This is a genomic window from Aquabacterium olei (assembly GCF_003100395.1).
Taxonomy (GTDB): domain Bacteria; phylum Pseudomonadota; class Gammaproteobacteria; order Burkholderiales; family Burkholderiaceae_C; genus Aquabacterium; species Aquabacterium olei.
On record NZ_CP029211.1, the window covers coordinates 330,565 to 353,449 of the forward strand.

Here is a 22,885-nt window from a genome sequence, read left to right on the forward strand (position 1 = left end):
GTAACCCATGACCGTTCTCGTCATTGCTGAACACGACAACAACAGCATCAAGGGCGCCACGCTCAACACCGTGACGGCCGCCAAGGCGATCGGTGGCGACGTGCACGTGCTGGTGGCCGGTGCCAACGCCGGTGCCGCGGCTTCGGCCGCTGCCCAGATCGCCGGCGTGGCCAAGGTGCTGCACGCCGACGGCGCCCAGTTCGCCGACGGCCTGGCTGAAAACCTCGCCGCCCAGGTGCTGGCCGTGGCCTCGGCCTACAGCCACATCGTCTTCCCGGCCACCGCGTCGGGCAAGAACGTGGCCCCCCGCGTGGCCGCCAAGCTGGACGTCGCGCAGATCTCGGAAATCACCAAGGTGGTCAGCGCCGACACCTTCGAGCGCCCGATCTACGCCGGCAACGCCATCGCCACCGTGCAATCGGCTGACGCCGTGAAGGTGCTGACCGTGCGCGGCACCGCCTTCGACGCCGCCGCCACCACCGGTGGTTCGGCCGCCGTGGAAACCGTCGCCGCCGCTGCAGACGCCGGCACCTCGTCGTTCGTCGGCCGCGAAGTGACCAAGTCCGAGCGCCCCGAGCTGACCGCTGCCAAGATCGTGGTGTCGGGTGGCCGTGCGCTGGGTTCGGCCGAGAAGTTCAACGAAGTCATGTCGCCGCTGGCCGACAAGCTGGGCGCCGCCCTGGGCGCCTCGCGCGCTGCGGTGGACGCTGGCTACGCCCCGAACGACTGGCAGGTCGGCCAGACCGGCAAGATCGTCGCGCCGCAGCTGTACGTGGCCTGCGGCATCTCGGGCGCCATCCAGCACCTGGCCGGTATGAAGGATTCGAAGGTCATCGTGGCCATCAACAAGGATCCGGAAGCCCCGATCTTCCAGGTGGCCGACTTCGGTCTGGAAGCCGATCTGTTCACGGCTGTGCCCGAGATGGCATCGGTGCTCTGACATGACGAACGCGCTGCAGTCCTTCGGCCCGCGCGAGTCGATGGAATACGACGTCGTGATCGTCGGAGCCGGCCCGGCTGGTCTGTCGACGGCGATCAAGCTCAAGCAACTGGCCGAGAAGGCCGGCAAGGAGATCTCCGTCGTCGTGCTGGAGAAGGGCTCCGAGCCGGGCGCGCACATCCTGTCGGGTGCCGTGATGGACCCGATCTCGATGAACGAGCTGTTCCCGAACTGGAAGGAGCTGGGCGCGCCGCTGAACCAGCCGGTCACTGCCGACGAGGTGCTGGTGCTGAGCGAAACCGGCGCCACCGCCACCCCGCAGGCGCTGATCCCCAACAACTTCCACAACCACGGCAACTACGTCATCAGCCTGGGCAACGTGGTGCGCTGGCTGGGCCAGCAGGCCGAGGCCCTGGGCGTGGAAATCTTCCCCGGCTTCGCTGCTGCGGAAGTGCTCTACAACGACGACGGCTCGGTCAAGGGCATCGCCACCGGCAACCTCGGCATCGACAAGTCGGGCGAGCCCACGGGCGACTTCCAGCTGGGCATGGAACTGCACGGCAAGTACACCATCTTTGCCGAAGGCGCGCGCGGCCACCTGGGCAAGCAGCTGATCGCCAAGTACAAGCTCGACGAAGGCAAGGACCCGCAGAGCTACGCCATCGGCATCAAGGAGCTGTGGGAGATCGACCCGGCCAAGGCCAAGCCCGGCCTGGTGGTGCACACCGCCGGCTGGCCGATGGACACCCAGACCTATGGTGGCGGCTTCCTGTACCACCTGGAAGACAACAAGGTCACGCTGGGCTTCGTGACGGGCCTGGACTACCAGAACCCCTGGCTGAGCCCGTTCGAAGAAATGCAGCGCTGGAAGACCCACCCCAGCATCAAGCAGTACCTGGAAGGCGGCAAGCGCCTGAGCTACGGCGCCCGCGCCATCACGGCTGGCGGCATCCTGTCGCTGCCCAAGTTCGTGTTCCCGGGCGGCGCGCTGGTCGGCTGTGACGCCGGCTTCCTGAACGCCGCACGCATCAAGGGCTCGCACGCCGCCATGAAGACCGGCATGCTGTGCGCCGAAGCCATCTTCGATGCGCTGAACGCCGGCCGCCAGCACGACGAACTGAGCGCCTACCCGGCCTCGTTCGAAACCAGCTGGCTCAAGGAAGAGCTCGACAGCTCGAAGAACTTCAAGCAGTGGTTCAAGAAGGGCATGTACGTGGGCATGCTGATGACCGGCATCGAGCAGTGGCTGCTGCCCAAGCTGGGCATCAAGGTCGCACCGTGGACCATCCACCGCACCGAGGCCGACCACACCCGCCTGAAGCCGGCGGCCGAGTGCGCCAAGATCGACTACCCGAAGCCGGACGGCAAGATCACCTTCGACCGCCTGAGCTCGGTGTTCGTCTCGAACACGAACCACAACGAGCACCAGCCGGCGCACCTGACGCTCAAGAACGCGGCGGTGCCGGTGCAGACCAACCTGGCGAAGTACGCGGGCCCCGAGCAGCGCTACTGCCCGGCGGGCGTGTACGAGTTCGTGAAGAACGACGACAACACCGACCGGCTGCAGATCAACGCGCAGAACTGCGTGCACTGCAAGACCTGCGACATCAAGGATCCGACGCAGAACATCGCGTGGATCACGCCGGAAGGTGGCGGTGGGCCCAACTACGCGGGGATGTGACGGGCCGCAGGGATGAAGATTTCGCCGATTAATGCAAATGAGAATGAGTCGCATTAAATGATAGGATGAACGACTGTAAACGGCACATGTCGTGCCGACGCGTTTGCCTATTGCGGGCCTTTCCCAATGCGCTTTTCTCTCCACGCTGCGGCGCCCAGCCGCACCCTGCTGGCTGCAGCGGTTCTCCTGGCGTGCGCCCTTGCAGCCCACGCCCAATCGACCACCGAGGTGCAGGAAATTTCCGTGCGGGACCGCACCGGGTCTTCCAGCTACCAGGGCACCAGGCGCAACACCGCGGCCACCCGAACTGACACGCCCCTGATCGAGACACCGCAGGCCGTGCGCGTGGTGCCGCGCCAGTTGCTCAATGACCTGGGTGCCAGCCGGCTGGCGGATGCGGTGGACTTCGTCAGTGGCGTCTCGCGCCTGAACGACTTTGGTGGCAACTGGGACAACTACGCCATACGCGGCTTCAGCAACACCGATGGCGGCTCGCTGCTCAATGGTTTTGCCTCCGGCCGTGGATACGGACCGCAGCGCGATGCGGCCACCATCGAGCGCGTGGAGTTTTTGAAGGGGCCGGCGGCGGCGCTGTATGGCAGCAGCGAGCCCGGTGGCACGTTGAATGTGGTGACCAAGAAGCCGCAGTTCACGCCGTCGCACACGGTGGGGCTGCAAGCGGGGACACGCGGCTTTCACCGCGCCACGCTCGATTCGACGGGGCCGCTGGCTCAGAACCTGGCCTACCGGCTGAACCTCGTGTCGGAAGACGGCGCGTCGCGCACGTCGGCCGTCGACAACAGCAAGTACGTCATCGCCCCCGCGCTCACCTGGTCCATCGACGCGAACACCGTGCTGCAGTACGAGGCCGAGTTCATTCGCATCCGTGCGCCGCTCGATCGGGGCATCGTGCAGGTCAACGGCAACCCGGGCGCTGTGCCGCGCGACACCTTCCTGGGCGACCCGTCTCGCGGCAACATGCACATCAACGGGGAGACGCATCAGATCACGCTGGATCGCGACCTGGGCCAGGGCTGGCGTGCACGCCTGGGCGCCTCGTCGCGCGAAACGGAGTTCTACGGCGATGCCATCGACCTGCTGGGCACGCTGCGTTCCGACCAACGCGCCCTGACGCGCCGTGACAGCACGCGCAGCCTGCCGTCTCGTGACCATTCCATGCAGGCCGAGGCGGAAGGCAAGCTGAAGCTGGGTGGCATGCAGCACACCGTGCTGGCCGGGCTGGAAGCGTGGCGTCTGTTCATGGGACAGGACATCCGCTATTCGAACCTGACCGCCCAGCCGTTTGCCATCGACATCTACAACCCGGTCTACAACCAGCCGAGGGGCACGCTGACCCCTGGCTTCGACACCGAAGACCGTCAGCGCGCGACGGGCGTATTCCTGCAGGATCAGGTGGACCTGAGCGAGAAGTGGAAACTGCTGGCGGGCGTGCGCTTCGACCGGTTCAAGCAGGACTACACCGACAAGCTGGCCAACCTGCACCGCGAGCAGGCGCACTCGGTGGCGTCGCCCCGGTTTGGTATCACGTACCTGATCGATGCCAACCGGTCGGTGTACGCATCGGCCGGCCGCTCGTTCCGACCGAACGCGGGTGCGGGCCAGAACGGGGAAGCGTTCGACCCCACTTCCGGCAAGGCGCTGGAAGCCGGCGCCAAGTGGCAATCCGCCGATCAGCAACTGAGCGCGTCCGTGGCGCTGTTTCACATCGTCAAGAGCAATGTGCTGACGCGGGATCCGACCAACGCAAGCTACAACGTTGCCGCGGGCGAGGTGCGCAGCCAGGGCCTGGAGGCCGACTTTGCGGGCAAGCTGGACGCGCACTGGCGCATGACGGCCAACTTCGCCTACACCGATGCCGAAGTCACCAAGGACAACAACCCCGCGCTGGTGGGCAAACGCCTGCTCAACATCCCGCGTGTCAGTGGCGGGCTGTTCGCGATCCGCGAGGATGCGCTGCCTTCTTCGCTGGGCCGGTACGGCGTGGGCGGTGGCTTGGTGCACGTCGGCGAGCGCACGGGAACGGCGCTCGACACCTACCGACTGCCTGCCTACACGACGGTCCGTGTCACCAGCTACTGGCAGATCGATCCGCGCACCCGATTGACGCTGGACGTGCACAACCTGTTCGACGAGACCTACTACCGGGCGTCGTGGGGCAACCTGACCGTGCTGCCCGGGCTGAGCCGCCAGATCGTGGCTGGGCTGCAGACGACGTTCTGACGCTACAAGCCGTGTTCAGGGGGCGCGGCCTTTGCCCGCCCCTGCGCTCACCAGGACGATGCCGGCCAGCACGAAGGCGGCACCGACGACGAAGGCGGGCTCGAGAGGTTCGTTCAGAAGCCACACACTGAAGCCGACGCCGAACAAGGGCGTCAGGAAAGAGAACACCCCGAGCCGCGAAGCGCTGTAGTGGCGTAGCAGCCAGAACCAGGCAAGAAAGCTCGCGAACGACACCACCAGGGTCTGAAAGCCCAGGCTAGCCCAGGCAGTGGGGGTCCACTGGATGTGGGTCTGCCCGGTGAAGAAGGCCTGTGCGGTGAGCAACACCGTTGCCCCCATCAGTTGATACAGCAGGGTCTCCGTGGCCGGTGCCGCCGTGAGCGCCGAGCCGCGCACGGAGACCGTGGTCAGGCCCCACGCGGCGCCCGCGAGCAGCCCCAACAGATCCCCGGTGACCGATGTGTGCGCCGTCGTGGGGGCGGACCGGGCCAGGAAGGCGGTGGCAATGCCCGCAAAGGCCATCGCGATGCCGAGCCATTGCAGGGCCCTCAAGCGCTCGGACGGCACGCGGATGTGCAGACCGATCGCCGCAAAGATCGGCGACGTGTAGAGGAACACCGTCACGTGCGCCGCCGTGGTGTGTCGCAGGCCTTCGCTGACCAGCAGGTACTCCATGCCGAAGAGCAGGCCCACAAGCAGCCCGGGCTTCCAGAGCCCGGGGGTGAGGCGCTCACCGCGCGCCGCCATCAGAGCGGCCACCAGCAGCGCGGCCCCAGCCGAGCGCAGGGCAATCTGCATCGCGGGGGCGATGTGGGGTGCAGCGCCCTTGAGCGCGATCTGTTGCAGTCCCCAGATCATGCACAGCACCACCATGATGCTGGCAGCGCGGGTGTCGACGGTTCCTCGTGCGGCCATGTTCTCGTCCTTGGGCCGCCATTCTGACGTGGCCCTGCATGGAAAGCGGGCATGTGGGTTTGCTTATGGCGCCATGTGGTGAGCCACATGGCAGGCATTGCGCACAGAGGCGAAAATGGAGGGTTCGGCTGAGCCTTCCAACAACATGTCCAAGCCTTCCAACCCACCCACGCTGCAGCGCGGTCTCAGCAACCGCCACATTCAGCTCATCGCCCTGGGCGGTGCCATCGGCACCGGCCTCTTCCTCGGTGTCGCGCAGACCATCAAGCTGGCCGGCCCGGGCATCCTGCTCGGCTACCTGATCGCGGGCGTTGTGGCCTTCTTCATCATGCGCCAGCTTGGCGAGATGGTGGTGGAAGAGCCGGTGGCGGGCTCGTTCAGCCACTTTGCCCATCGCTACTGGGGCCGGATGGCGGGCTTCATGTCCGGCTGGAACTACTGGGTGCTGTATGTGCTGGTCAGCATGGCCGAGCTGTCGGCCGTGGGCATCTACGTGCAGTACTGGTTTCCCGGCGTGCCGACCTGGGTTTCGGCCCTGGTCTTCTACGTGGTCATCAACGCCATCAACCTGCTGCACGTCAAGCTGTTCGGCGAGATGGAGTTCTGGTTCGCCATCATCAAGGTCGTGGCCATCCTGAGCATGATCGGCTTTGGCGTCTACCTGATGCTCAGTGGCCAGGCGGGCCCGGAAGCCGGCTTGCACAACCTCTGGTCCCAAGGCGGCTTCCTGCCTCACGGCATCGAGGGCGTGGTCATGGCCATGGCGGTCATCATGTTCTCGTTCGGCGGGCTCGAGCTGGTCGGCATCACGGCCGCCGAAGCGGAAGAGCCCCGCAAGACCATCCCGAAGGCCACCAATCAGGTCATCTACCGCATTCTGATCTTCTATGTGGGCGCACTGGCGGTGCTGCTGTCGCTGTTTCCCTGGCACAAGGTGCAGGAAGGTGGCAGTCCCTTCGTCATGATCTTCCAGGCGTTGGACAGCCAGGCCGTGGCCACGGTGCTCAACATCGTCGTGCTGACCGCGGCACTGTCGGTCTACAACAGCTGCGTGTACTGCAACAGCCGCATGCTGCTGGGCCTGGCCGAACAGGGCGACGCCCCGGCCGTGCTGGCGCGCGTCAATGGCCGCGGTATCCCGGTGCCCGCGCTGCTGGTGTCGGCCACCGCCACCGCGTTGTGCGTGCTCATCAACTACCTGATGCCGGGCAAGGCCTTCGGCCTGCTGATGGCGCTGGTGGTGGCCGCGCTCATCATCAACTGGGCGATGATCAGCATCACCCACCTGATCTTCCGCAAGGCCATGGTGAGCCAGGGGGTGACCCCGCGCTACCCGAGCTGGGCACACCCCATCAGCAACTACCTGTGCCTGGCGTTCATGGTCGGCATCCTTGCCGTCATGTGGGCCACGCTCGACATGCGCCTGTCGGTCATGCTGATCCCGGTGTGGTTGGGCTTCCTGGGCGTTGGCTACTGGCTGCGTCAGCGTAAGGCCTGACGTGGCGCGCCCTACCGCCAGCCCGGCAGACGGGCCTCGCGCACCGCACGCCTGGTACGAGGACGTGCTGGCCCTGCTGATCGGCACGCTGGTCGTCTCGTTCGGCGTGAACCTGTTGCGGCAGGGCGGGGCCCTCACCGGTGGCACGGCAGGCCTGGCCTTTCTGGCGCACTACGCCACCGGCGTGCGTTTTGGTGTGGCGTTCTTCCTCATCAACGTGCCTTTCTACTGGCTGGCGTATTGGCACCTCGGCAAGGCCATGGTGCTGAAGACCTTCTGTGCGGTCGGGCTGGTGTCCTTCTTCGCGGAGATGCACACCGTCTTCATCCATGTGGAGCGGATCGATCCGTTCTATGCGGCGCTGTTCGGCAATGCGGTGCTGGGGCTGGGCTTCATCGTGCTGTTCCGCCACCGGGCCAGCCTGGGCGGCACCAGCATCCTGGCGCTGTACCTGCAGGAGCACCATGGGATCCGCGCCGGCAAGGTGCAGTTGGTGATCGACCTGTTGATTCTCGCGGCGTCGTCGGCGCTGGTCAGCATGCCGCTGCTTGTCGCGTCGGTGGCCGGGGCGGTGGTGCTGAACACGATCGTGGCGATGAACCACCGACCCGACCGGTATCTGGCCTGAGTGCGATTGATCACGCGCCGCAGCGGTTTCCGGGCTCAGGTCTGGCGGTGATCGTCCGATAACCCCGTAGAGGGAAGCCCGTGTTGGGGCGTCCCATCCCATCTGTTCGAGGAATGCGCTCATGTTCAAGACACTCCGTGGCCGGCTCATCGCGGTGTGCGTCACCATCACCGCGGTCTCGCTTTCTGCGGTCTGTGTGGGGATGTTCGCGGTGCAACGTGCGAACACCCTGGCGGAACTGGACGATCGGGTCGGCCAGCTGACCGGGCTGTACGCGGCCGACCTCACCAGCTGGGTGAACGAGAAGCACCGGATCACCGGAGCGCTGGCGTTGGCCGTGAACGAGCCGGATCCCCTGCCGGCCATCCGCGCGGCCAAGCAGGCTGGTGGCTTCGACGATGCCTACATCGTGTATGCGACCAAACGGGTGGTGTTCGATCACCCCATGCCCGACACCTACGATGGCACCGCTCGACCCTGGTACAAGCAAGGCATCGAGACGGGCGGCGCCGCGCTCACGCCCGCCTATGTCGACGCGAGCACCGGCAAGCTGACGATCAGCTTTGTGCTGCCGTTCGGGCCCAAGGGGGCTTACGAGGGCGTGCTGGGCACCGATATGCACCTGGACACCGTGACCAGGACGGTCGACGCGATCCGCCCGATGGAGAAGAGCTACGCCTTCCTCGTCGACGGGGCCGGCAAGCTGCTGGCTCACCCCGATAACGCGTTCACACTCAAGCCGGTGTCCGATCTGACCGCCGAGTTGACGCCGGAACGCGTGAGGCAGATGGCATCGGAAGGGCGCCGGCTCGACACGTCGCTGGGTGGGGCCGACATGATGCTGTACGGCGCCGAGGTGAAGGGCACGCCCTGGACGCTGGTGGTGGCCGTGGACCGGGCGCAGGCGATGCAGCCCGTGCATGACCTGCTGAAGACCGCCGTGACCATCACCGTGCTGTGCGTGGTGATCGCGGTGGCACTGGTGGCCGTGGTGATCCGGCGGCAGCTGGCCCGGCTGGGCACGGTGCGGGATGCGCTTGAAGAGATCGCCTCCGGTCATGGTGACCTGACCCGCCGGCTGGCCGCGGAAGGGCATGACGAGCTGGCTCAGATCGCCATGTCGTTCAACCACTTCACCGACAAGATCGCTCAGATGATCCTGCGCGTGCGCGAGTCGGCCGAGTCGGTGCGCCTGGCCTCTGGCGAAATTGCCAGCGGCAACATGGATCTGTCGAACCGGACCGAGGAGCAGGCCAGCGCGCTGACCGAGACGGCGTCGGCCATGGACGAATTGACCTCGACGGTGCGCCAGAACGCCGACAACGCGCACCTGGCCAACGAGCTGACCAATCAGGCTTCCGCGGTGGCGACCCGTGGCGGTGAGGTGGTGGGCCAGGTGGTGCAGACCATGGGCGGCATCGAGACGTCGGCGCGCAAGATCGTGGACATCATCGGTGTGATCGATGGCATCGCCTTTCAGACCAACATCCTGGCGTTGAACGCTGCGGTGGAGGCGGCACGGGCCGGCGAGCAGGGCCGCGGCTTTGCGGTGGTGGCCAGTGAAGTGCGTTCGCTGGCACAGCGCAGTGCCACAGCCGCGCGCGAGATCAAGGCCCTGATCGACAACTCCGTGTCGCATGTGGAGGCCGGCAGTCGCCAGGTGGTGACGGCGGGCGAAACCATGCAGCAGGTGGTGGACAGCGTGCACCGCGTGACGCAGATTGTTGCCGAGATCAGCCACGCCAGCGGCGAACAGAGCCGGGGCATTGCCGCCATTGGCAGCAAGGTGGGCCACATGGAGCAGAGTACGCAGCAGAACGCGGCCCTGGTGGAGCAGGCGGCCGCTGCGACCCGCGCGCTACAGGACCAGTCGGCGCAACTGGCCGACATCGTGGGCGGCTTCCGGCTCTGATCTGAAGCAGGGGCTTGACCTTGCCGTGAAGGCAAGGTTTAAGGTGTCGACATGAACGCACCTCACTCCGGGCCTGCGCCCCTTGCCCCCCTGAGCCTGCCCATCGAAGGCATGACCTGTGCCTCCTGCGTCAAGCGGGTGGAAAAAGCGCTGGCCAGGGTGCCCGGCGTGCGCGATGTGGCCGTGAACCTCGCCACCGAGCGCGCCATGGTTCACCTCGAAGGCGGCCAGGCTGTGGACCTGAGCGCGCTGACTGCCGCCGTGACCCAGGCGGGATACGCCGTGCCCGAGCGCACCACCGAGCTGGCCGTGGAAGGCATGACGTGCGCCTCGTGTGTCGGGCGGGTGGAACGTGCGCTCAGGAAGGTGCCGGGCGTGTCCGAGGCGTCGGTCAACCTAGCGACGGAGCGCGCGACGGTGCGCGGCGTGGCGCCTTCGGACGCCCTGATCGCGGCGATTGCCAGGGCCGGGTATGAAGCCCGCACGCTGGCCCCCGAGGGCGACCATGCCGAGGCCTCGGCCAGGAAGGATGCCGAACGGGTGGCCCTGCAGCGCGACCTGCTTGTCGCCACGGCGCTGGCCCTGCCCGTGTTCCTGCTGGAGATGGGCTCGCACCTGATCCCTGGCGTCCACCATTGGATTGCAGCGCACATCGGCGTTCAGAACAGCTGGTACCTCCAGTTCGTACTGACGACCCTGGTGATGGCGCTGCCGGGCCGGCGCTTCTACGTCCACGGTATTCCCGCGCTGTGGCGTCTGGCGCCCGACATGAATTCGCTGGTGGCGGTCGGAACAACGGCGGCGTACGCCTATTCCCTGGTGGCCACTTTTGCTCCCGGGATGTTGCCAACGGGCACGGTCAACGTCTATTACGAAGCCGCCGCCGTGATCGTGGCCCTCATCCTGCTGGGGCGCTTCCTCGAGGCCCGGGCGAAGGGCCGCACCTCGCAGGCCATCCAGCGGCTGGTGGGCTTGCAGGCCAAGGTGGCACATGTGGTTCGCGACGGGCGCGAAGTCGACGTGCCGATCACGGGCGTAAAGGCAGGCGACACCGTGGCGGTGCGCCCGGGCGAACGGGTGCCGGTGGACGGCGAGCTCGTCGAAGGTCACAGCTTTGTTGACGAATCGATGGTGACCGGCGAGCCGATTCCGGTTGAAAAGACCGCGGGCAGCGCCGTGGTGGGTGGCACGGTCAACCAGCAGGGGGCGTTCATGCTGCGTGCCACCGCGGTGGGCGGGCAGACGGTGCTGGCGCAGATCATCCGGCTGGTGGAGCAGGCTCAGGGCTCCAAGTTGCCGATCCAGGCGGTTGTCGACAAGGTGACCCTGTGGTTCGTGCCCGCGGTGATGGCGGCGGCCTTGCTGACCTTCGTGCTCTGGCTGGTGTGGGGCCCGTCGCCGTCCTTGTCCTATGCGCTGGTCAACGCGGTCGCGGTGCTCATCATTGCTTGCCCCTGCGCGATGGGGCTCGCCACGCCGACGTCCATCATGGTGGGCACGGGCCGGGGCGCCGAGATGGGCGTGTTGTTCCGCAAGGGCGAGGCGCTGCAGTTGCTGAAGGACGCGCGTGTGGTGGCAGTCGACAAGACGGGCACCTTGACGGAAGGCCGTCCGTCGCTGACCGATCTGGAGGTGGCACCGGGCTTTGATGAGGCTCACGTTCTGCGCCTGATTGCCGCGGTCGAAGCCCGCTCGGAGCACCCCATTGCACGGGCCATCGTGCAGGCGGCCGAGGCGCGGGGCCTGGCGTTGCCGTCTCTGGATGCCTTCGAGTCCGTGACCGGCATGGGCGTGCGGGCCACTGTTGCGGGCGCGCGCGTGGAAGTGGGCGCCGATCGCTACATGCGGTCGCTTGGCCTGCCTGTGGAGGTCTTCGCCGACACCGCCGAGCGGCTGGGCAACGAGGGGAAGTCGCCGCTGTACGCCGCGGTGGATGGCCAGCTGGCGGCGATCGTCGCCGTGGCGGACCCGATCAAGCCCAGCACACCGGCCGCAATCGCCGCCCTGCACGCTCTGGGGCTGAAGGTGGCGATGATCACCGGAGACAACGCCCGGACCGCCCGCGCGATCGCTGCGCGGCTGGGCATCGACGAGGTGGTGGCAGAGGTCCTGCCGGAGGGCAAGGTCGCCACGTTGCAGCGACTGAAGTCGACCCATGGCCGTGTGGCCTTCGTGGGCGACGGCATCAACGACGCGCCGGCGCTGGCCGAGGCCGATGTGGGCCTGGCCATCGGGACCGGAACCGACGTGGCCATGGAGGCCGCAGACGTGGTGCTCATGTCGGGTCACCTGCAGGGGGTGCCCAACGCCATCGCGCTGTCGCGCGCCACTTTGGGCAACATCCGCCAGAACCTGTTCTGGGCGTTTGCCTACAACACTGCGCTCATCCCGGTGGCTGCGGGGCTGCTGTATCCGGCCTATGGCGTGTTGCTGTCACCCGTGTTTGCGGCCGGGGCCATGGCCTTGTCGAGCGTGTTCGTGCTGGGCAATGCGCTTCGGCTGCGGCGGTTCCAGCCGCCGCTGGCCGCGGCCTGAACAGTCAGGCCTTGGGGTAGGCGGCGAACACGGTCGACTGCCCGGAGCGGTCGACCAGCAGGACCTTGAACGGGTCGAGCCGGGGGCCCATCTCCATACCGGGTGAGCCGGCGGGCATGCCGGGCACAGCCAGGCCCACGGCCTGTGGACGGGTCTTCAGCAGGCGCTTGACCTGCTCGGCAGGCACGTGGCCCTCCAGCGCATAGCCGGCCACCTTGGCGGTGTGGCAGCTGCCGAAGCGATCGGGCATCCCCACCTGGCGGCGCACCGTGCCGGTGTCTTCCACTTCCACGACCTTGACCGGGAAACCGGCGGCCTTCATGTGGTCGACCCAGGCGCCGCAGCAGCCGCAGTTGGGGTTCTTGAACACTTCGACCTCGGGAAGCCCGGGGGCAGCGCTCACGGGCAGGGCGGACAGCGCCACGGCACCCAGGGCGTATTGGAGAACGGCACGTCGCTTCATGAGGCTTCCTTGGTGGGAACGGGGTGATGGTGACCACAGCCACCCGAAGAGGGTGCGTGGGAGGCCAGCGATTCGATGATGGGGCACTCGGGGCGGTCGTCGCCCCGGCAGCCGCGCACGAGGTGCTCAAGCGTGGCCTTCATCGCCAGCAGCTCGCGCGCCTTGGCGTCCAGTTCACGGATGTGGGCTTCGGCCAGCGCCTTGACGTCCCGGCTCGGGCGCCGTCGATCCTGCCAGAGCCCGACGAGCTGCCCCACCGCCTGCAGCGAGAAGCCGAGGTCGCGCGCATGGCGGATGAACCGCAGCGTCTGCACATCGGCCTCGCCGTACTGCCGGTAGCCGGCATCAGTGCGCGGTGCGGCAGGCAGCAGGCCCATCGCTTCGTAGTTGCGGATCATCTTGGCCGACACGCCCGAGGCGGCGGCGGCCTGACCTATGTTGAGCACCGGAACTCCTCTTTCGACCAGATGTGCGGTCCAGTCTAAACCTTCCTGCCGGGGGAAGGTCAATGCTTGGAGCAAGGGCGGCATGGACTTGACCTTGCCCTCATGGAAAGGTTCAGAGTGCGGCTTGTCAACCCAGAAGGAGCTTTGCGATGCTTGCTTACCAAGTCCCCGACATGACCTGTTCCCATTGTGTCAACGCCATCACCCGTGCCGTCCATGCAGTGCAGCCCGACGCCGTCGTCGAGGCCGACCTGGCTCGGCACGTTGTTCAGGTCGACCTGCCTGAGGCGCAGGCCGACGCGGTGCGTCAGGCGATCGTGGCGGCCGGCTATGAGGCCGAGCCCGCTGTGGCGGCAGCCGCGGCCCCCGGCGCCCCGGCTTGCGGCGGATGTGGATGCAGCGGCGCTAGCCGGCATCCGGCGTGAACAGCGGCGATTCAGCTTCGCGCTGGAGCAGGGCGCGCTTGCGTTGCACGCCCCAGCGATAACCCGAGAGGCTGCCGTCCGTGCGCACCACGCGATGGCAGGGGATGGCGACCGCCAGCGTGTTTGCGGCACACGCCCCTGCCACGGCCCGGACCGCGTTGGGCAGCCCCACGCGACGCGCCAGTTCGGCGTAGCTGACGGTGGTGCCGACGGGGATTTCGCGCAGGGCCTGCCAGACGCGCTGCTGGAACGAGGTGCCACGGACGTCCAGCGGCAGATTCAGCCCGATGCGTGGCGCTTCGACGAATCCCACCACCTGCGCCATCCACTGCTCGAACACGGCATCGCCGCCCACCAGCTCGGCCTTGGGAAACAGGTCCTGCAGCTGACGCAGCAGGGTTTCGGCATCGTCGCCCAACAGGATGGCGCACACCCCCTTGTCGCTGGCCGCCACAAGGATGTCTCCCAGCGCGCACTGGCCCAGCGCAAAGCGGATGGTGGTGCGAACCCCTCCTGCCCGGAAGGCCGTCGGCGTCATGCCGAGGATGGCGGGCGCCTCCTCGTAGAAGCGGCTGTTGGCGCCGTAGCCGGCACCGTACAGGGCGTCGGTCACGCTGTGGCCGCGCGCCAGCTCGGCGCGCACCTTCTGCGCCCTGTGGGCCGCGGCATAGGCCTTCGGCGTGAGGCCTGTGGTGGCCTTGAACACCCGGTGCAGGTGGTGGGGGCTCAGGCCTGCCAGGCTGGCCAGTTCGCTCAGGGTGGGGGGCGTGGGGGCGGTCTCGATGTGCCGGCACAGACGGGTCACCAGGCTCAGGTGGTCCGTCTCTCGGGGTTTGTCTTCAAGCATGGCGCTGCCTTCTTCGTCCAGCCTACGTGGCGGACCGGTCGGCATGTTGACATGGCCGGCGTGCGCTGACACTCCGATTCTTGCGCTCGTGCGCGGGCGCACCGCGCTGTACGATGGGCCATCCGTGCGTTCTCGCATGGGCCAGCAGGCGCGGATCCGGTGCGACCACGACGGGGTGCGTGACCGCCTGCAGCAGCGGCAGATCGCTGTGGCTGTCCGAGTAGAACCACGATGCGTGATCGGAGAGTTGGCCCAGGCTGCGCTGCGCCAGCCAATCCTGCACGCGATCCAGTTTGTGCGCACCCCAGCATGGCGCGCCGAGGATGCTCACGGCGGACGGGCCGGCGTCACCCGACACGTTGCAGGATTCCGTCGCCAGCAGGGCGTCCATGCCGAACAGCGCCGAGAACCCGCTCGCCACCCGCCGAGCTGTGGCCGTGACGAGGACGCACAGGTGCCCAGCTTGCCGGTGTGATGCCACGATCTGCAGGGCCCACGGGCTCACGCGGGGGGCCATGGCCTCTGCAAAGTCCACCTGCCAGGTTCGCAGGGTTTCAGGCGAGAGCCCGCTGAGGGGCGCCACAAGCAGGTCGTGGAGGTCGTGCAGCGTGGCGTGACCGTGCACATACGCCTGGCAGCACGCCAAGTAGCGCGCGTGGCTGCCCGGAGGGAGTCGGCCAGTACGCTCGTGCACCTCGCACCACGCCATGCCGCTATCGAACCCGATGAGGGTGTGATCGAGGTCGAACAGTGCGAGGCCTGTGGCTGCCATCGTGCGGCTCAGAGCGGGTACGCTGCCGCAGTTGCCGGCGTGGGCTGCGACGTGTCATGCGGTGTGTGCTGGACCACGCCCGTCAGGAAGCGGGCCTTCAGCTGGCATTCCGCGTACTCGGACTCGGCCTCGCTGTCGAGCACGATGCCGCTGCCCACGCCCATCTCGATGGCATGCCGGCCTTCGGCATCGGGGGCCGACACGCAGACAGTCCGGATGGCGACCGACAGGCAGCAGGCCCAGCTGTCCGCATCGGGGCCGGTGGCATCGACCCAGCCGATGCTGCCGGTGTACAGGCCGCGTGGCGTGTCTTCCAGCTGCTGGATCAGTTGCATGGTGTGGCGCTTGGGCGCGCCCGTGATGGAGCCACACGGAAAGCTGGCGCGCAGGAGGTCCGGGAAGCTGAGGTGCTCGCGCAGGCGGGCCGTGATCGTCGACGTCATCTGCCAGACCGCCCCGTGTGGCGCCACGGCAAACAGCTCGGGCACCTTCACGGTCCCGGTCTGCGCCACGCGGCCCAGGTCGTTGCGCAGCAGGTCGACGATCATCAGGTTCTCGGCCCGGTTCTTTGCGTCGTGCCGGAGCCAGTGGGCCTGGGCCTGGTCGACGGATGGGTCGGCCGAGCGCGGGGCCGTGCCCTTCATCGGCCGGGCCGTGAGGGTGCCCTGGTTTTGTTCGATGAACAGCTCTGGCGAGCACGACAGCACCCATGCCGGACGACCTGGCGCAGGCGGCAGGGCGATGAGCGCGCCGTAGGGCACGGGCTGGCGGGCGCGCAGCAGGCGATACAGGGCCACTGGCGAGCCGGTCAGCTCGCCCCGCAGGCGGTGTGTGTGGTTGACCTGATAGGTCTCACCGGCACGGATCGCATCGTGGATGCGCGCGATGGCCCGGGCGTAGGCCTGAGGGCCGAGCGTGGGCGTCAAGGGGCTCAGCCGGGGCGCCCCGCCGTGTGCCGCGGTGAACCCGGGCGGAGAAGCGAGCCAGGCATCGACCTCGTCGCGGCTCAGACGGTGCAGCCGCGCAAACATCAGCACGCGCAAGGCGGGCGATGCGGCATGCTGTTCGGCGGAGGCTGGGGGGCGGGGCGGCAGGCCGACCAGGGCCAGCCCCCATTCGTAGTCGGCCAGCACGACGGCATGCAGGCCAGCCTGCTGATCCCGCTGCACGTCCTGCCAGAGGGCGTCCAGCGTGGCTGCGCTCTCGCAGCGGTGCTCCCGCACGAAGCCGGTGTACAGGCGGCTGCAGGGCTGACCCGGGGTCGCCGTGCAATCGTCCAGCAGCGCGAAGGGCTCGGCGGGGCCGTGCATAACGCTGGCCTCAGCTCCAGTCGTCCATGTCGTGACGGACGGTGTGGCGCTTCGCGATCAGCTCGTCCACGGAGGGCTCGTTGGCCAGGGCCCGGCGGATCGCCAGCTTGGTGGCCTCGTAGTTGGTGCGGTACATGTCGCGCTTGCTGAGTTGCGGGACCTGCGCGCACCGCGGGTCGATCCACACCAGGCTGATGATGCACAGCTCGTTGACCAGGTCACGCGGGATGACGCCCTCGCTCACCAGGTCGACCACGGCATCGGCCGTGGCGGACTGCACCACGCCCCCGAACAGTTCGATGTTGGCGCTGTCCTTGAGGGTGACCTTGGGCACCATGATGGTGGCCGGGCGGACCAGCTGGTTGCAGGCCCGGATGGCGAACATCGCGGTGTGCCCCTTGGTCTGCGCCATCATGTTGGCAAAGGCCTGGCCGACGGGGCCACTGGTGCGGCCGATCAGGACTTCGGGCATGGCGTCGGTGAACTGGCCTTCGGCTGCGAACACGGTGGCTTCGCCGGCGTGGAAGAGGTAGTCAGGCTGGGTCATGGTTTGAAGCGGTTTTCAGGAAATCGAATGAAGGCAGTGCGCGGGATCAACCGAGCACGAAGACGTCGCCGATGCCACTGACGGAGAGGTCACCGGTTCGGCGTGCAGGCGCGCGCCGAGGCAGGTCGACGGCCTGGGGAACGAGCCCGGCAGCCAACGAGGCAAGATGACGGGCCAGCAGTTGCCAGGCCACGCGAACGTCGGCGGGGTTGGGCGCAAACGTGGGGCCCAGGTCAGGGGCGGGGCCCGCGAAGACCAGGGAGCCGCGGCGCATGCCCCAGGCAGGATGGGCGCCGGTGCGGCCGCCCACCAGCACGGTGCCGGCCACCATGCGGGAGGCCAGGTGATCGCCGGTGTCGCCGCAGACCACAAGGGTGCCGCGCCGCATCCGGTCGGCCAGCCGGGCGCCGGCATGGCCGCGCACGATGAAGGTGCCGCCACGCATGCCGTCCAGGCTGCCGACCTGGGCACCGGCTGCGTGGTCCCGCACGTTGCCGTGGACCTCGAGCCGTCCACCGGCCATCTCGCAGCCGGTCAGGTCCCGGGCATGTCCTTCGATGACAAGCTGGCCCCCTCGCATGCCGGCACCCGCCAGATCACCCACTGAGCCTGTGACGACGATGTGGCCATCCGTCAGCCCCTGACCGATGCGATGGAAGCGGCTGAAGTCGCCGTCGAGCGTGAGCGTGTCCGGCATGTCGGTCGCCGTGCTCACATGACAGAAGTCGCCGACGGTGGCCGCATCGCGCCCATGCCGCAGCGGCAGGTGGCCGACCTCGGTGGCGCTCAGGCCGCGCAGCCGCTCGGGGTGCAGCGTGTGCAGGTCGATCGAGAGCGCGGGCTGCGTGTGCAGCCGAAGCAGGTGGCCGCTCATGCGTGCGCTCCTTCGGGCAGCAGATCCCGCAGATGGAAGTGGTAGGGGCCCAGCTTGCCGCCATAGTTGCCGGCGGACACGCGCAGCAGGCCGGCCACCGGAGGCTGGCTGCCGTGCCCTGTCACGGCCGCGATGCCGGCGCGCATGGCCGCGGCCACGTCGGCTTCGCTCAGGCCGTCGATCACGATTTCGAGCACGCTGCCCACCTCGGGCGTCAGCGCGGAGCGCGGGCTCACGTGGAGGAGGCTGGGGCAGAACGCGTCATTGGTCGAGGCGCTCAGGGCCTTGTACTTGCTGCCGACCTTCGAGCCGGAGCGCACCACCCCGCCTGGAAAGGGCAGGATCACGTTGGGAACCTGACGCATGGCGTCGGCCGCCGCCACGGCAGCGGCCAGCGCGCTGTCGGTGTCCCGGGCCAGCAGCAGCAGGTTGCCTCCCCCCACGCCTTTGACCACCGGGGTGCTTTCCTGGGCGACGAACTCGCCGTCCATCACGGGCACTCGCCAGTAGCGCACGCCATCGATCACCTTGGACTGCTGCCAGCCATCGCCGAAAAAGCGCAGGTTCTTGCCCAGCGGCATGGCCTCGCCTTCGGGCAGCCCGGCATACACCGCGGTGCTGGGGCACGTGAGCACGCACTGACCCACGCGCCGTTCGATCTGCTTGGCCAGTTCCTTGCCGGACATCGAGAAGAACAACAGGGCCACGCCCGGGCGGCCGTCCGGCGTGGTGTCGGGCGACAGCTCGCGCTCGATCCCGGCTTCGCAGCCACAGGCGATCACGGAGGTGGCGAAGCCCGTGGCGGCGGTGCCCGCATGGCGTGCCCATTCAAGCGTGTGGGCGGTGACGATCAGTCGCGTGGCCTTCATCGGAAAGGCCTCTGCAAAGCTGTCGTCGATGGCGATCCCTTGGAGATGCATGGGGCTCAGGCGGCAAGAGAGGAGGTTGGAAAGCAGGCCGTGGGCAACAGGCGCCCGCCGCGACCGCAGCTGCACAGCTCGTCGTGGCCGATGACCGCATGAGCGGGGTTCACCGTCAGATGCCGCCGCGCATAGGACTGCAGCGTCTTGCCGATGGACGGATCGAATTCGGGCTCGGCAAAGTGCACGCCGCCGGTCGGCGTGGCGACGATCTCGCCGGCTCGGGCCACCAGCAGGCCATCCTTGAAGACGTAGGCCGGTGTGGTGAACATGGCCTCGATGTCATCCTGGACCCGGTAGACCGCGACGTCGGCCGCGGCGCCGGCGCCCAGGTGGCCCTTGTCCGACAGACCGAGCAAACGGGCCGGGCCCGCACGGGTCAGGATGGCGATCTCGTACAGCGTCAGCTCGCGGCGGATCTCGCGCAGCGGGGCGTGGGCGGCGACATCCGGGTGCAGCCGCGCCAGCTGTTCATCGCGGAAGGCCTTGTCCATCAGCAGGCGGATGAGGTGCGGGTAGCTGCCGAAGGGCCCGCCGTTGGGGTGATCGGTGGTCAGCACCACGCGCCACGGGTCATCGATCAGCAGAAACAGCTCGAGCCCGATGCTCCACTGCAGCGCGTTGACGTAGCTCTTCTCGCGGTACTGGAAGGGCACCACGCCGCAGCCCGCGTCGCACTCGATGTCGGCTCCGCCGAACTTGCGGGGCGAGCCGGCGGGGGCGTTGGCCCATTGCCGCATGGTGTCGCCCGAGATGGTGACCGTCTGCCCGAACATGACCTGGCCCACGTCCACCGAAATGTTGGCGTGGCGGTTGACTGCCTCGGCCAGCTCGACCGCCGCCGACGAGAACTTGTGCGGCCCTTCCTTGCCATAGCTGTGGAACTGCACATGCGTCAGGTGGGCGGGCAGGCCTTCCAGCGCCTCGATGGTGCTCAGGGTCGACGCGATGTTGCCCGGCACACCCAGGTTGCTGGTGTGGATGTGCAGTGGGTGCGGGATGCCCAGGTCCTGCAGGCAACGCGCGAGCGTCTGCAGGATCTGGCGCGGCGTGACGGACCAGTGTGTGTGGGCCTCGTCGACATCGAGCCGGCGCTGGTTGAACTTGAAGGCGGAGATGCCGCCCGGGTTCACCACCTTCACACCGAGTGCCTTGGTGGCATGGATGGTCCAGGCCATGTAGTCCCGGATGCGTTCGATGGGCTGCTGCCGGGCCATCATGTCGAGCAGCAGCTCGTCATTGCCGAGCATCACATAGGCCCCGTGGTCGAGGATGGGCACATCGCCCATCTCGAGGTGGGTGTGGCGGGCGTTGCTCGCGGCCATGGCGGGCTCGAACGCGCTGGTGTAGCCCATCTTCACATAGCTGTAGCCCGTCTGCAGTGTGCCGGGGGCGCAGTGCCCGCACGAGGCCAGCTCCAGCGGGTTGAGCGGCAAGGGGGCGGGATCGAAGCCACGGCGATGGTCTTCCGGCAGCATCAGGCGCGCCAGGTTCATCTTGCCGCCGGCGATGTGCGTGTGCATGTCGATGCCACCGGCCATGACGATGCAGCCGGTGACGTCGATCGTCTGGTCGACGGTTTCGTGGGCGGGCAGGTCCACGATGCGGCCGTCACGCAGGACGAGGTCGCGCACCACGCCGTCGATGCCGTGGGTCGGGTCGTACAGACGGCCGCCCTGGAGTCGGATGGTGCTCATGCCGGGGCTCCGGTGAGTGCCTGAAGGCGTTGCAGCAGGCCCTCGACCACCTCGGCCACCGTGGGCAGGGACGAGGGTCGGATGGGCCGCAGGGGCAGCACGACACCGCCGTCGGCACGAAAGAGGTGGCCGCCGGCCTCGATGCCGGGCGTGGCCACTGGAATGAAGACGACGTCGCCTTCGGGACGGACCAGGCCGGGTCGCCCCAGGATGATCTGCGGCAGGCTGGTGTCGGGTGGGATCAGGCCCGGCTGAAAGCTGGCGACCCACAGCAGCAGGTCCACCTCGCCCCGAGCGAGCAGGCGGCTGCAGGCCAGCCGGACCGGATCGTGGGTCAGCCCGGCCGGGCTGTGCTCGGTGCGCAATGGCAGGCCGGAGAGCCACGTCCATGCCTGGTTGACGGCGTAGGCGCCCTCGCCGCCACCGAGGCTCAGCGTGGTGGCCCGGCCTTGGACATTGAGTTCGGCCACCAGCCGGTAGAGGGCTTCGCCCACCAGTTCGCCGTGCGGGCCAGCCATGCCGGGTTCCCACACGAACACCGGGTAGCGGGCTACGCGCAGCCGATCGACCAGGGGCTGCCATGCCGCCACCCGTGCATCGGCAGCGACATGCCCCCGCACGCAGGCGGCCAGCTCCGACAGCGTCGGGGCCAGCGGCGCCCCGACGGCCTGCGCTTCGCCGTGTACGTGCTCACCCTGTGGCAGGGCTGGGTCCAGGTCGGCCCCCAGGTAGACCACATGACGCCGGGGCAGATCGGTGCGGCCGATGCCGCATCGTTCGTAGAACAGCGGATAACGCGCCGCCGGCTGCGTGCCCACACACACCAGCAGATCGCAGCGGTTCAGGACCTCGGACAGGGTCGTGTAGAAGGTGCCTTTGTCCTGCTGGGCACGCACGGCGTTGTGCAGCGCCTGCCCGTGCGCGTGGTCGGCGACCGCATGGGTGCACGCCGCCAGACGGTACAGGGCGCGGGCCCCGGCCACATCGGTGGCCAGCCCGCCGAGCAGCGGACGGCATGACTGGCTCAGCCATTGAGCTGCAACGTCCAGCGCTTCGGCCACGGAGGCGCGTGTTCCCTTGACCCATGCCTGGGTTGCCTCGGGGTTGTCTGCCGGCAGCAGGTGCGCCAGTGCGCCGTCGGCCCGCGGGCAGCTGGCCCCGCGCAGGCGAGGCGGGTCGGCCAGGTCGACCTGGGCGTGGTCACACAGCAGGGCGCAGTAGGGGCACGTCCAGGGGGGTGTTTCCGCAGCCGGGGTGGCGTGGCTGCTGTCGGAAAGGGCGTTCATGTGGCGGCATGAACGCAATGCACATGCCATGCGGCGCGCCGGGGATCGGCCCCGCACGCACGATCAAGGCGTGGCAGGGGTGGGACAGTCTGTCCTGCGGGCGCGGCTCAGCGGTGCAGGCAAAGTGTGTCGCCGTCGGTGTCAGGGCATCGCCAGACAACGTCAGCGGGGCGATGGCATGAATTCTGTTTGGTCGACGGCATGTCCTGGTCTGCGCAGCCACCCGCTTGCCCCGTCCGCTGCTGCTGTCAGCTGGCGGGTGGAAGCCGCCGCTGGTGCAGTGCGCTGGCCACCAGCCACCCATGGGCGCCGGCCTGGGCGGCCGCGTTCAGGTCGGCGTCATCACGAATGCCGCCGGCCCCCAACACGTGGGCGTCGGGCGCATGCGACCGGATCTGCCGGATCAGGCCGAGGTCGGGGCCCGCTTCGGCACCGACCTGGTCGAGGTTCATGGCAATCACCCGCTCGGGCCAGTCCTGCGGAGACGACCAGCAGGCGGCAGGGTCGATCGGCTGGCCATGTCGATGGTCCAGCGACAGCGCGCAGGCCGGATGGCGCGCGAGACAGCCGCGCAGGGCCTCGAGCGAAGACAGGGACTCGCTGCCCAGCACCGCCACCAGCTGCTGGGGCGAGGGTGCGAAGCAAGCCAGCAGGGCGTCCAGCTCATCCGGGCGCCGGATGCCGGCATCGACCCACAGGCAGATGTCGGGCAGGGCGGTTCTCAGGCGCGCCAGCACGGCGGTTTGCAGTCCCTTGCCCTGCAGTGCATCGAGGTCGGCCAGGTACAGCTGGCGGGCGCCGGTGTACCGGAGCAGCGCCTGTGCCACCTCGATCGGGTCATCGCCGGGGCACAGGTCGGAACGCACGGACTGGTACTGGTCGCGTGCGCCGCGGCGGGCGTGGACCACGCGCCCCTCTTTCACATCCATCACCGGGATCACGTTCATA

At 68.0% G+C, this 22,885-nt stretch carries 20 protein-coding genes; 8 read left to right on the forward strand and 12 right to left on the reverse strand.

Annotated elements, in window-relative coordinates:
• Positions 1-7 precede the first annotated feature (7 nt).
• From DEH84_RS18845 to DEH84_RS18855, 3 genes are all read left to right on the forward strand, one after another.
• Positions 8-940 carry an electron transfer flavoprotein subunit alpha/FixB family protein gene (locus DEH84_RS18845; RefSeq protein WP_109038744.1) on the forward strand — a complete coding sequence of 311 codons (933 nt, stop codon included), beginning with the start codon at positions 8-10 and terminating at the stop codon, positions 938-940.
• 1 nt (position 941) lies between these two features.
• Positions 942-2,621, forward strand: a complete 1,680-nt coding sequence (locus DEH84_RS18850) for an electron transfer flavoprotein-ubiquinone oxidoreductase (protein ID WP_109038745.1) — start codon at positions 942-944, stop codon at positions 2,619-2,621.
• Positions 2,622-2,747: 126 nt separating this feature from the next.
• Positions 2,748-4,862, forward strand: a complete 2,115-nt coding sequence (locus DEH84_RS18855; RefSeq protein WP_109038746.1) for a TonB-dependent siderophore receptor — start codon at positions 2,748-2,750, stop codon at positions 4,860-4,862.
• Positions 4,863-4,877: 15 nt separating this feature from the next.
• Here the strand turns inward: DEH84_RS18855 and DEH84_RS18860 are convergent, their stop codons facing one another.
• Complete coding sequence (locus DEH84_RS18860; RefSeq protein ID WP_109038747.1) at positions 4,878-5,777, reverse strand: DMT family transporter; 900 nt, start codon at positions 5,775-5,777, stop codon at positions 4,878-4,880.
• A 145-nt stretch (positions 5,778-5,922) separates the two neighbouring features.
• Between DEH84_RS18860 and DEH84_RS18865 the strand changes: the two genes are divergently transcribed.
• The 4 genes from DEH84_RS18865 to DEH84_RS18880 all read left to right on the forward strand — a co-directional run bounded on the left by DEH84_RS18865 (position 5,923) and on the right by DEH84_RS18880 (position 12,350).
• Positions 5,923-7,275 carry an amino acid permease gene (locus tag DEH84_RS18865; protein WP_109038794.1) on the forward strand — a complete coding sequence of 451 codons (1,353 nt, stop codon included), beginning with the start codon at positions 5,923-5,925 and terminating at the stop codon, positions 7,273-7,275.
• Between the two features lies 1 nt (position 7,276).
• Positions 7,277-7,903, forward strand: coding sequence for a YitT family protein (locus DEH84_RS18870; RefSeq protein ID WP_109038748.1), 627 nt, complete (start codon positions 7,277-7,279; stop codon positions 7,901-7,903).
• A gap of 121 nt (positions 7,904-8,024) precedes the next feature.
• Positions 8,025-9,815: a methyl-accepting chemotaxis protein gene (locus tag DEH84_RS18875; RefSeq protein ID WP_109038749.1), complete on the forward strand. Its 1,791-nt coding sequence runs from the start codon at positions 8,025-8,027 to the stop codon at positions 9,813-9,815.
• A 51-nt stretch (positions 9,816-9,866) separates the two neighbouring features.
• Positions 9,867-12,350: a heavy metal translocating P-type ATPase gene (locus DEH84_RS18880; RefSeq protein ID WP_109038750.1), complete on the forward strand. Its 2,484-nt coding sequence runs from the start codon at positions 9,867-9,869 to the stop codon at positions 12,348-12,350.
• A gap of 4 nt (positions 12,351-12,354) precedes the next feature.
• Here DEH84_RS18880 and DEH84_RS18885 read toward each other — a convergent pair whose 3' ends face one another.
• Entirely contained in the window at positions 12,355-12,813 is a 459-nt protein-coding gene (locus tag DEH84_RS18885; RefSeq protein WP_109038751.1) for a DUF411 domain-containing protein, read from the reverse strand.
• Positions 12,810-13,211, reverse strand: coding sequence for a MerR family DNA-binding protein (locus tag DEH84_RS18890; protein WP_245932832.1), 402 nt, complete (start codon positions 13,209-13,211; stop codon positions 12,810-12,812). Before DEH84_RS18890 ends, DEH84_RS18885 begins: the two co-directional genes overlap by 4 nt.
• Positions 13,212-13,432: 221 nt before the next feature.
• Between DEH84_RS18890 and DEH84_RS18895 the strand changes: the two genes are divergently transcribed.
• Positions 13,433-13,684: a heavy-metal-associated domain-containing protein gene (locus DEH84_RS18895; protein ID WP_245932811.1), complete on the forward strand. Its 252-nt coding sequence runs from the start codon at positions 13,433-13,435 to the stop codon at positions 13,682-13,684.
• On the opposite strand, the gene ada is transcribed toward DEH84_RS18895, so the two are convergent.
• From ada to DEH84_RS18940, 9 genes are all read right to left on the reverse strand, one after another.
• The gene (ada, locus tag DEH84_RS18900) at positions 13,665-14,531 is read right to left on the reverse strand and encodes a bifunctional DNA-binding transcriptional regulator/O6-methylguanine-DNA methyltransferase Ada (protein ID WP_245932812.1); all 867 of its coding nucleotides are present in this window, start codon (positions 14,529-14,531) and stop codon (positions 13,665-13,667) included. The two genes, DEH84_RS18895 and ada, sit on opposite strands and share 20 nt — an antisense overlap.
• 22 nt (positions 14,532-14,553) lie before the next feature.
• On the reverse strand, positions 14,554-15,303 hold the full coding sequence (locus DEH84_RS18905; RefSeq protein WP_109038755.1) for an HAD family hydrolase: 750 nt from the start codon (positions 15,301-15,303) through the stop codon (positions 14,554-14,556).
• A gap of 8 nt (positions 15,304-15,311) precedes the next feature.
• Positions 15,312-16,613, reverse strand: coding sequence for an aminodeoxychorismate synthase component I (pabB, locus tag DEH84_RS18910; protein ID WP_109038756.1), 1,302 nt, complete (start codon positions 16,611-16,613; stop codon positions 15,312-15,314).
• Between the two features lie 10 nt (positions 16,614-16,623).
• Positions 16,624-17,160 carry a formaldehyde-activating enzyme gene (fae, locus tag DEH84_RS18915; protein WP_109038757.1) on the reverse strand — a complete coding sequence of 179 codons (537 nt, stop codon included), beginning with the start codon at positions 17,158-17,160 and terminating at the stop codon, positions 16,624-16,626.
• A gap of 46 nt (positions 17,161-17,206) precedes the next feature.
• On the reverse strand, positions 17,207-18,034 hold the full coding sequence (locus DEH84_RS18920; protein ID WP_109038758.1) for a formylmethanofuran dehydrogenase subunit C: 828 nt from the start codon (positions 18,032-18,034) through the stop codon (positions 17,207-17,209).
• Complete coding sequence (gene fhcD, locus DEH84_RS18925; protein WP_109038759.1) at positions 18,031-18,954, reverse strand: formylmethanofuran--tetrahydromethanopterin N-formyltransferase; 924 nt, start codon at positions 18,952-18,954, stop codon at positions 18,031-18,033. The genes DEH84_RS18920 and fhcD overlap by 4 nt, the downstream gene beginning before the upstream one ends.
• Before the next feature lie 5 nt (positions 18,955-18,959).
• Complete coding sequence (locus tag DEH84_RS18930) at positions 18,960-20,651, reverse strand: formylmethanofuran dehydrogenase subunit A (protein ID WP_109038760.1); 1,692 nt, start codon at positions 20,649-20,651, stop codon at positions 18,960-18,962.
• Positions 20,648-21,937: a molybdopterin-binding domain-containing protein gene (locus DEH84_RS18935; RefSeq protein WP_109038761.1), complete on the reverse strand. Its 1,290-nt coding sequence runs from the start codon at positions 21,935-21,937 to the stop codon at positions 20,648-20,650. Before DEH84_RS18935 ends, DEH84_RS18930 begins: the two co-directional genes overlap by 4 nt.
• Before the next feature lie 248 nt (positions 21,938-22,185).
• Positions 22,186-22,884: a HisA/HisF-related TIM barrel protein gene (locus DEH84_RS18940; RefSeq protein WP_109038762.1), complete on the reverse strand. Its 699-nt coding sequence runs from the start codon at positions 22,882-22,884 to the stop codon at positions 22,186-22,188.
• Between the last annotated feature and the right edge of the window lies 1 nt (position 22,885).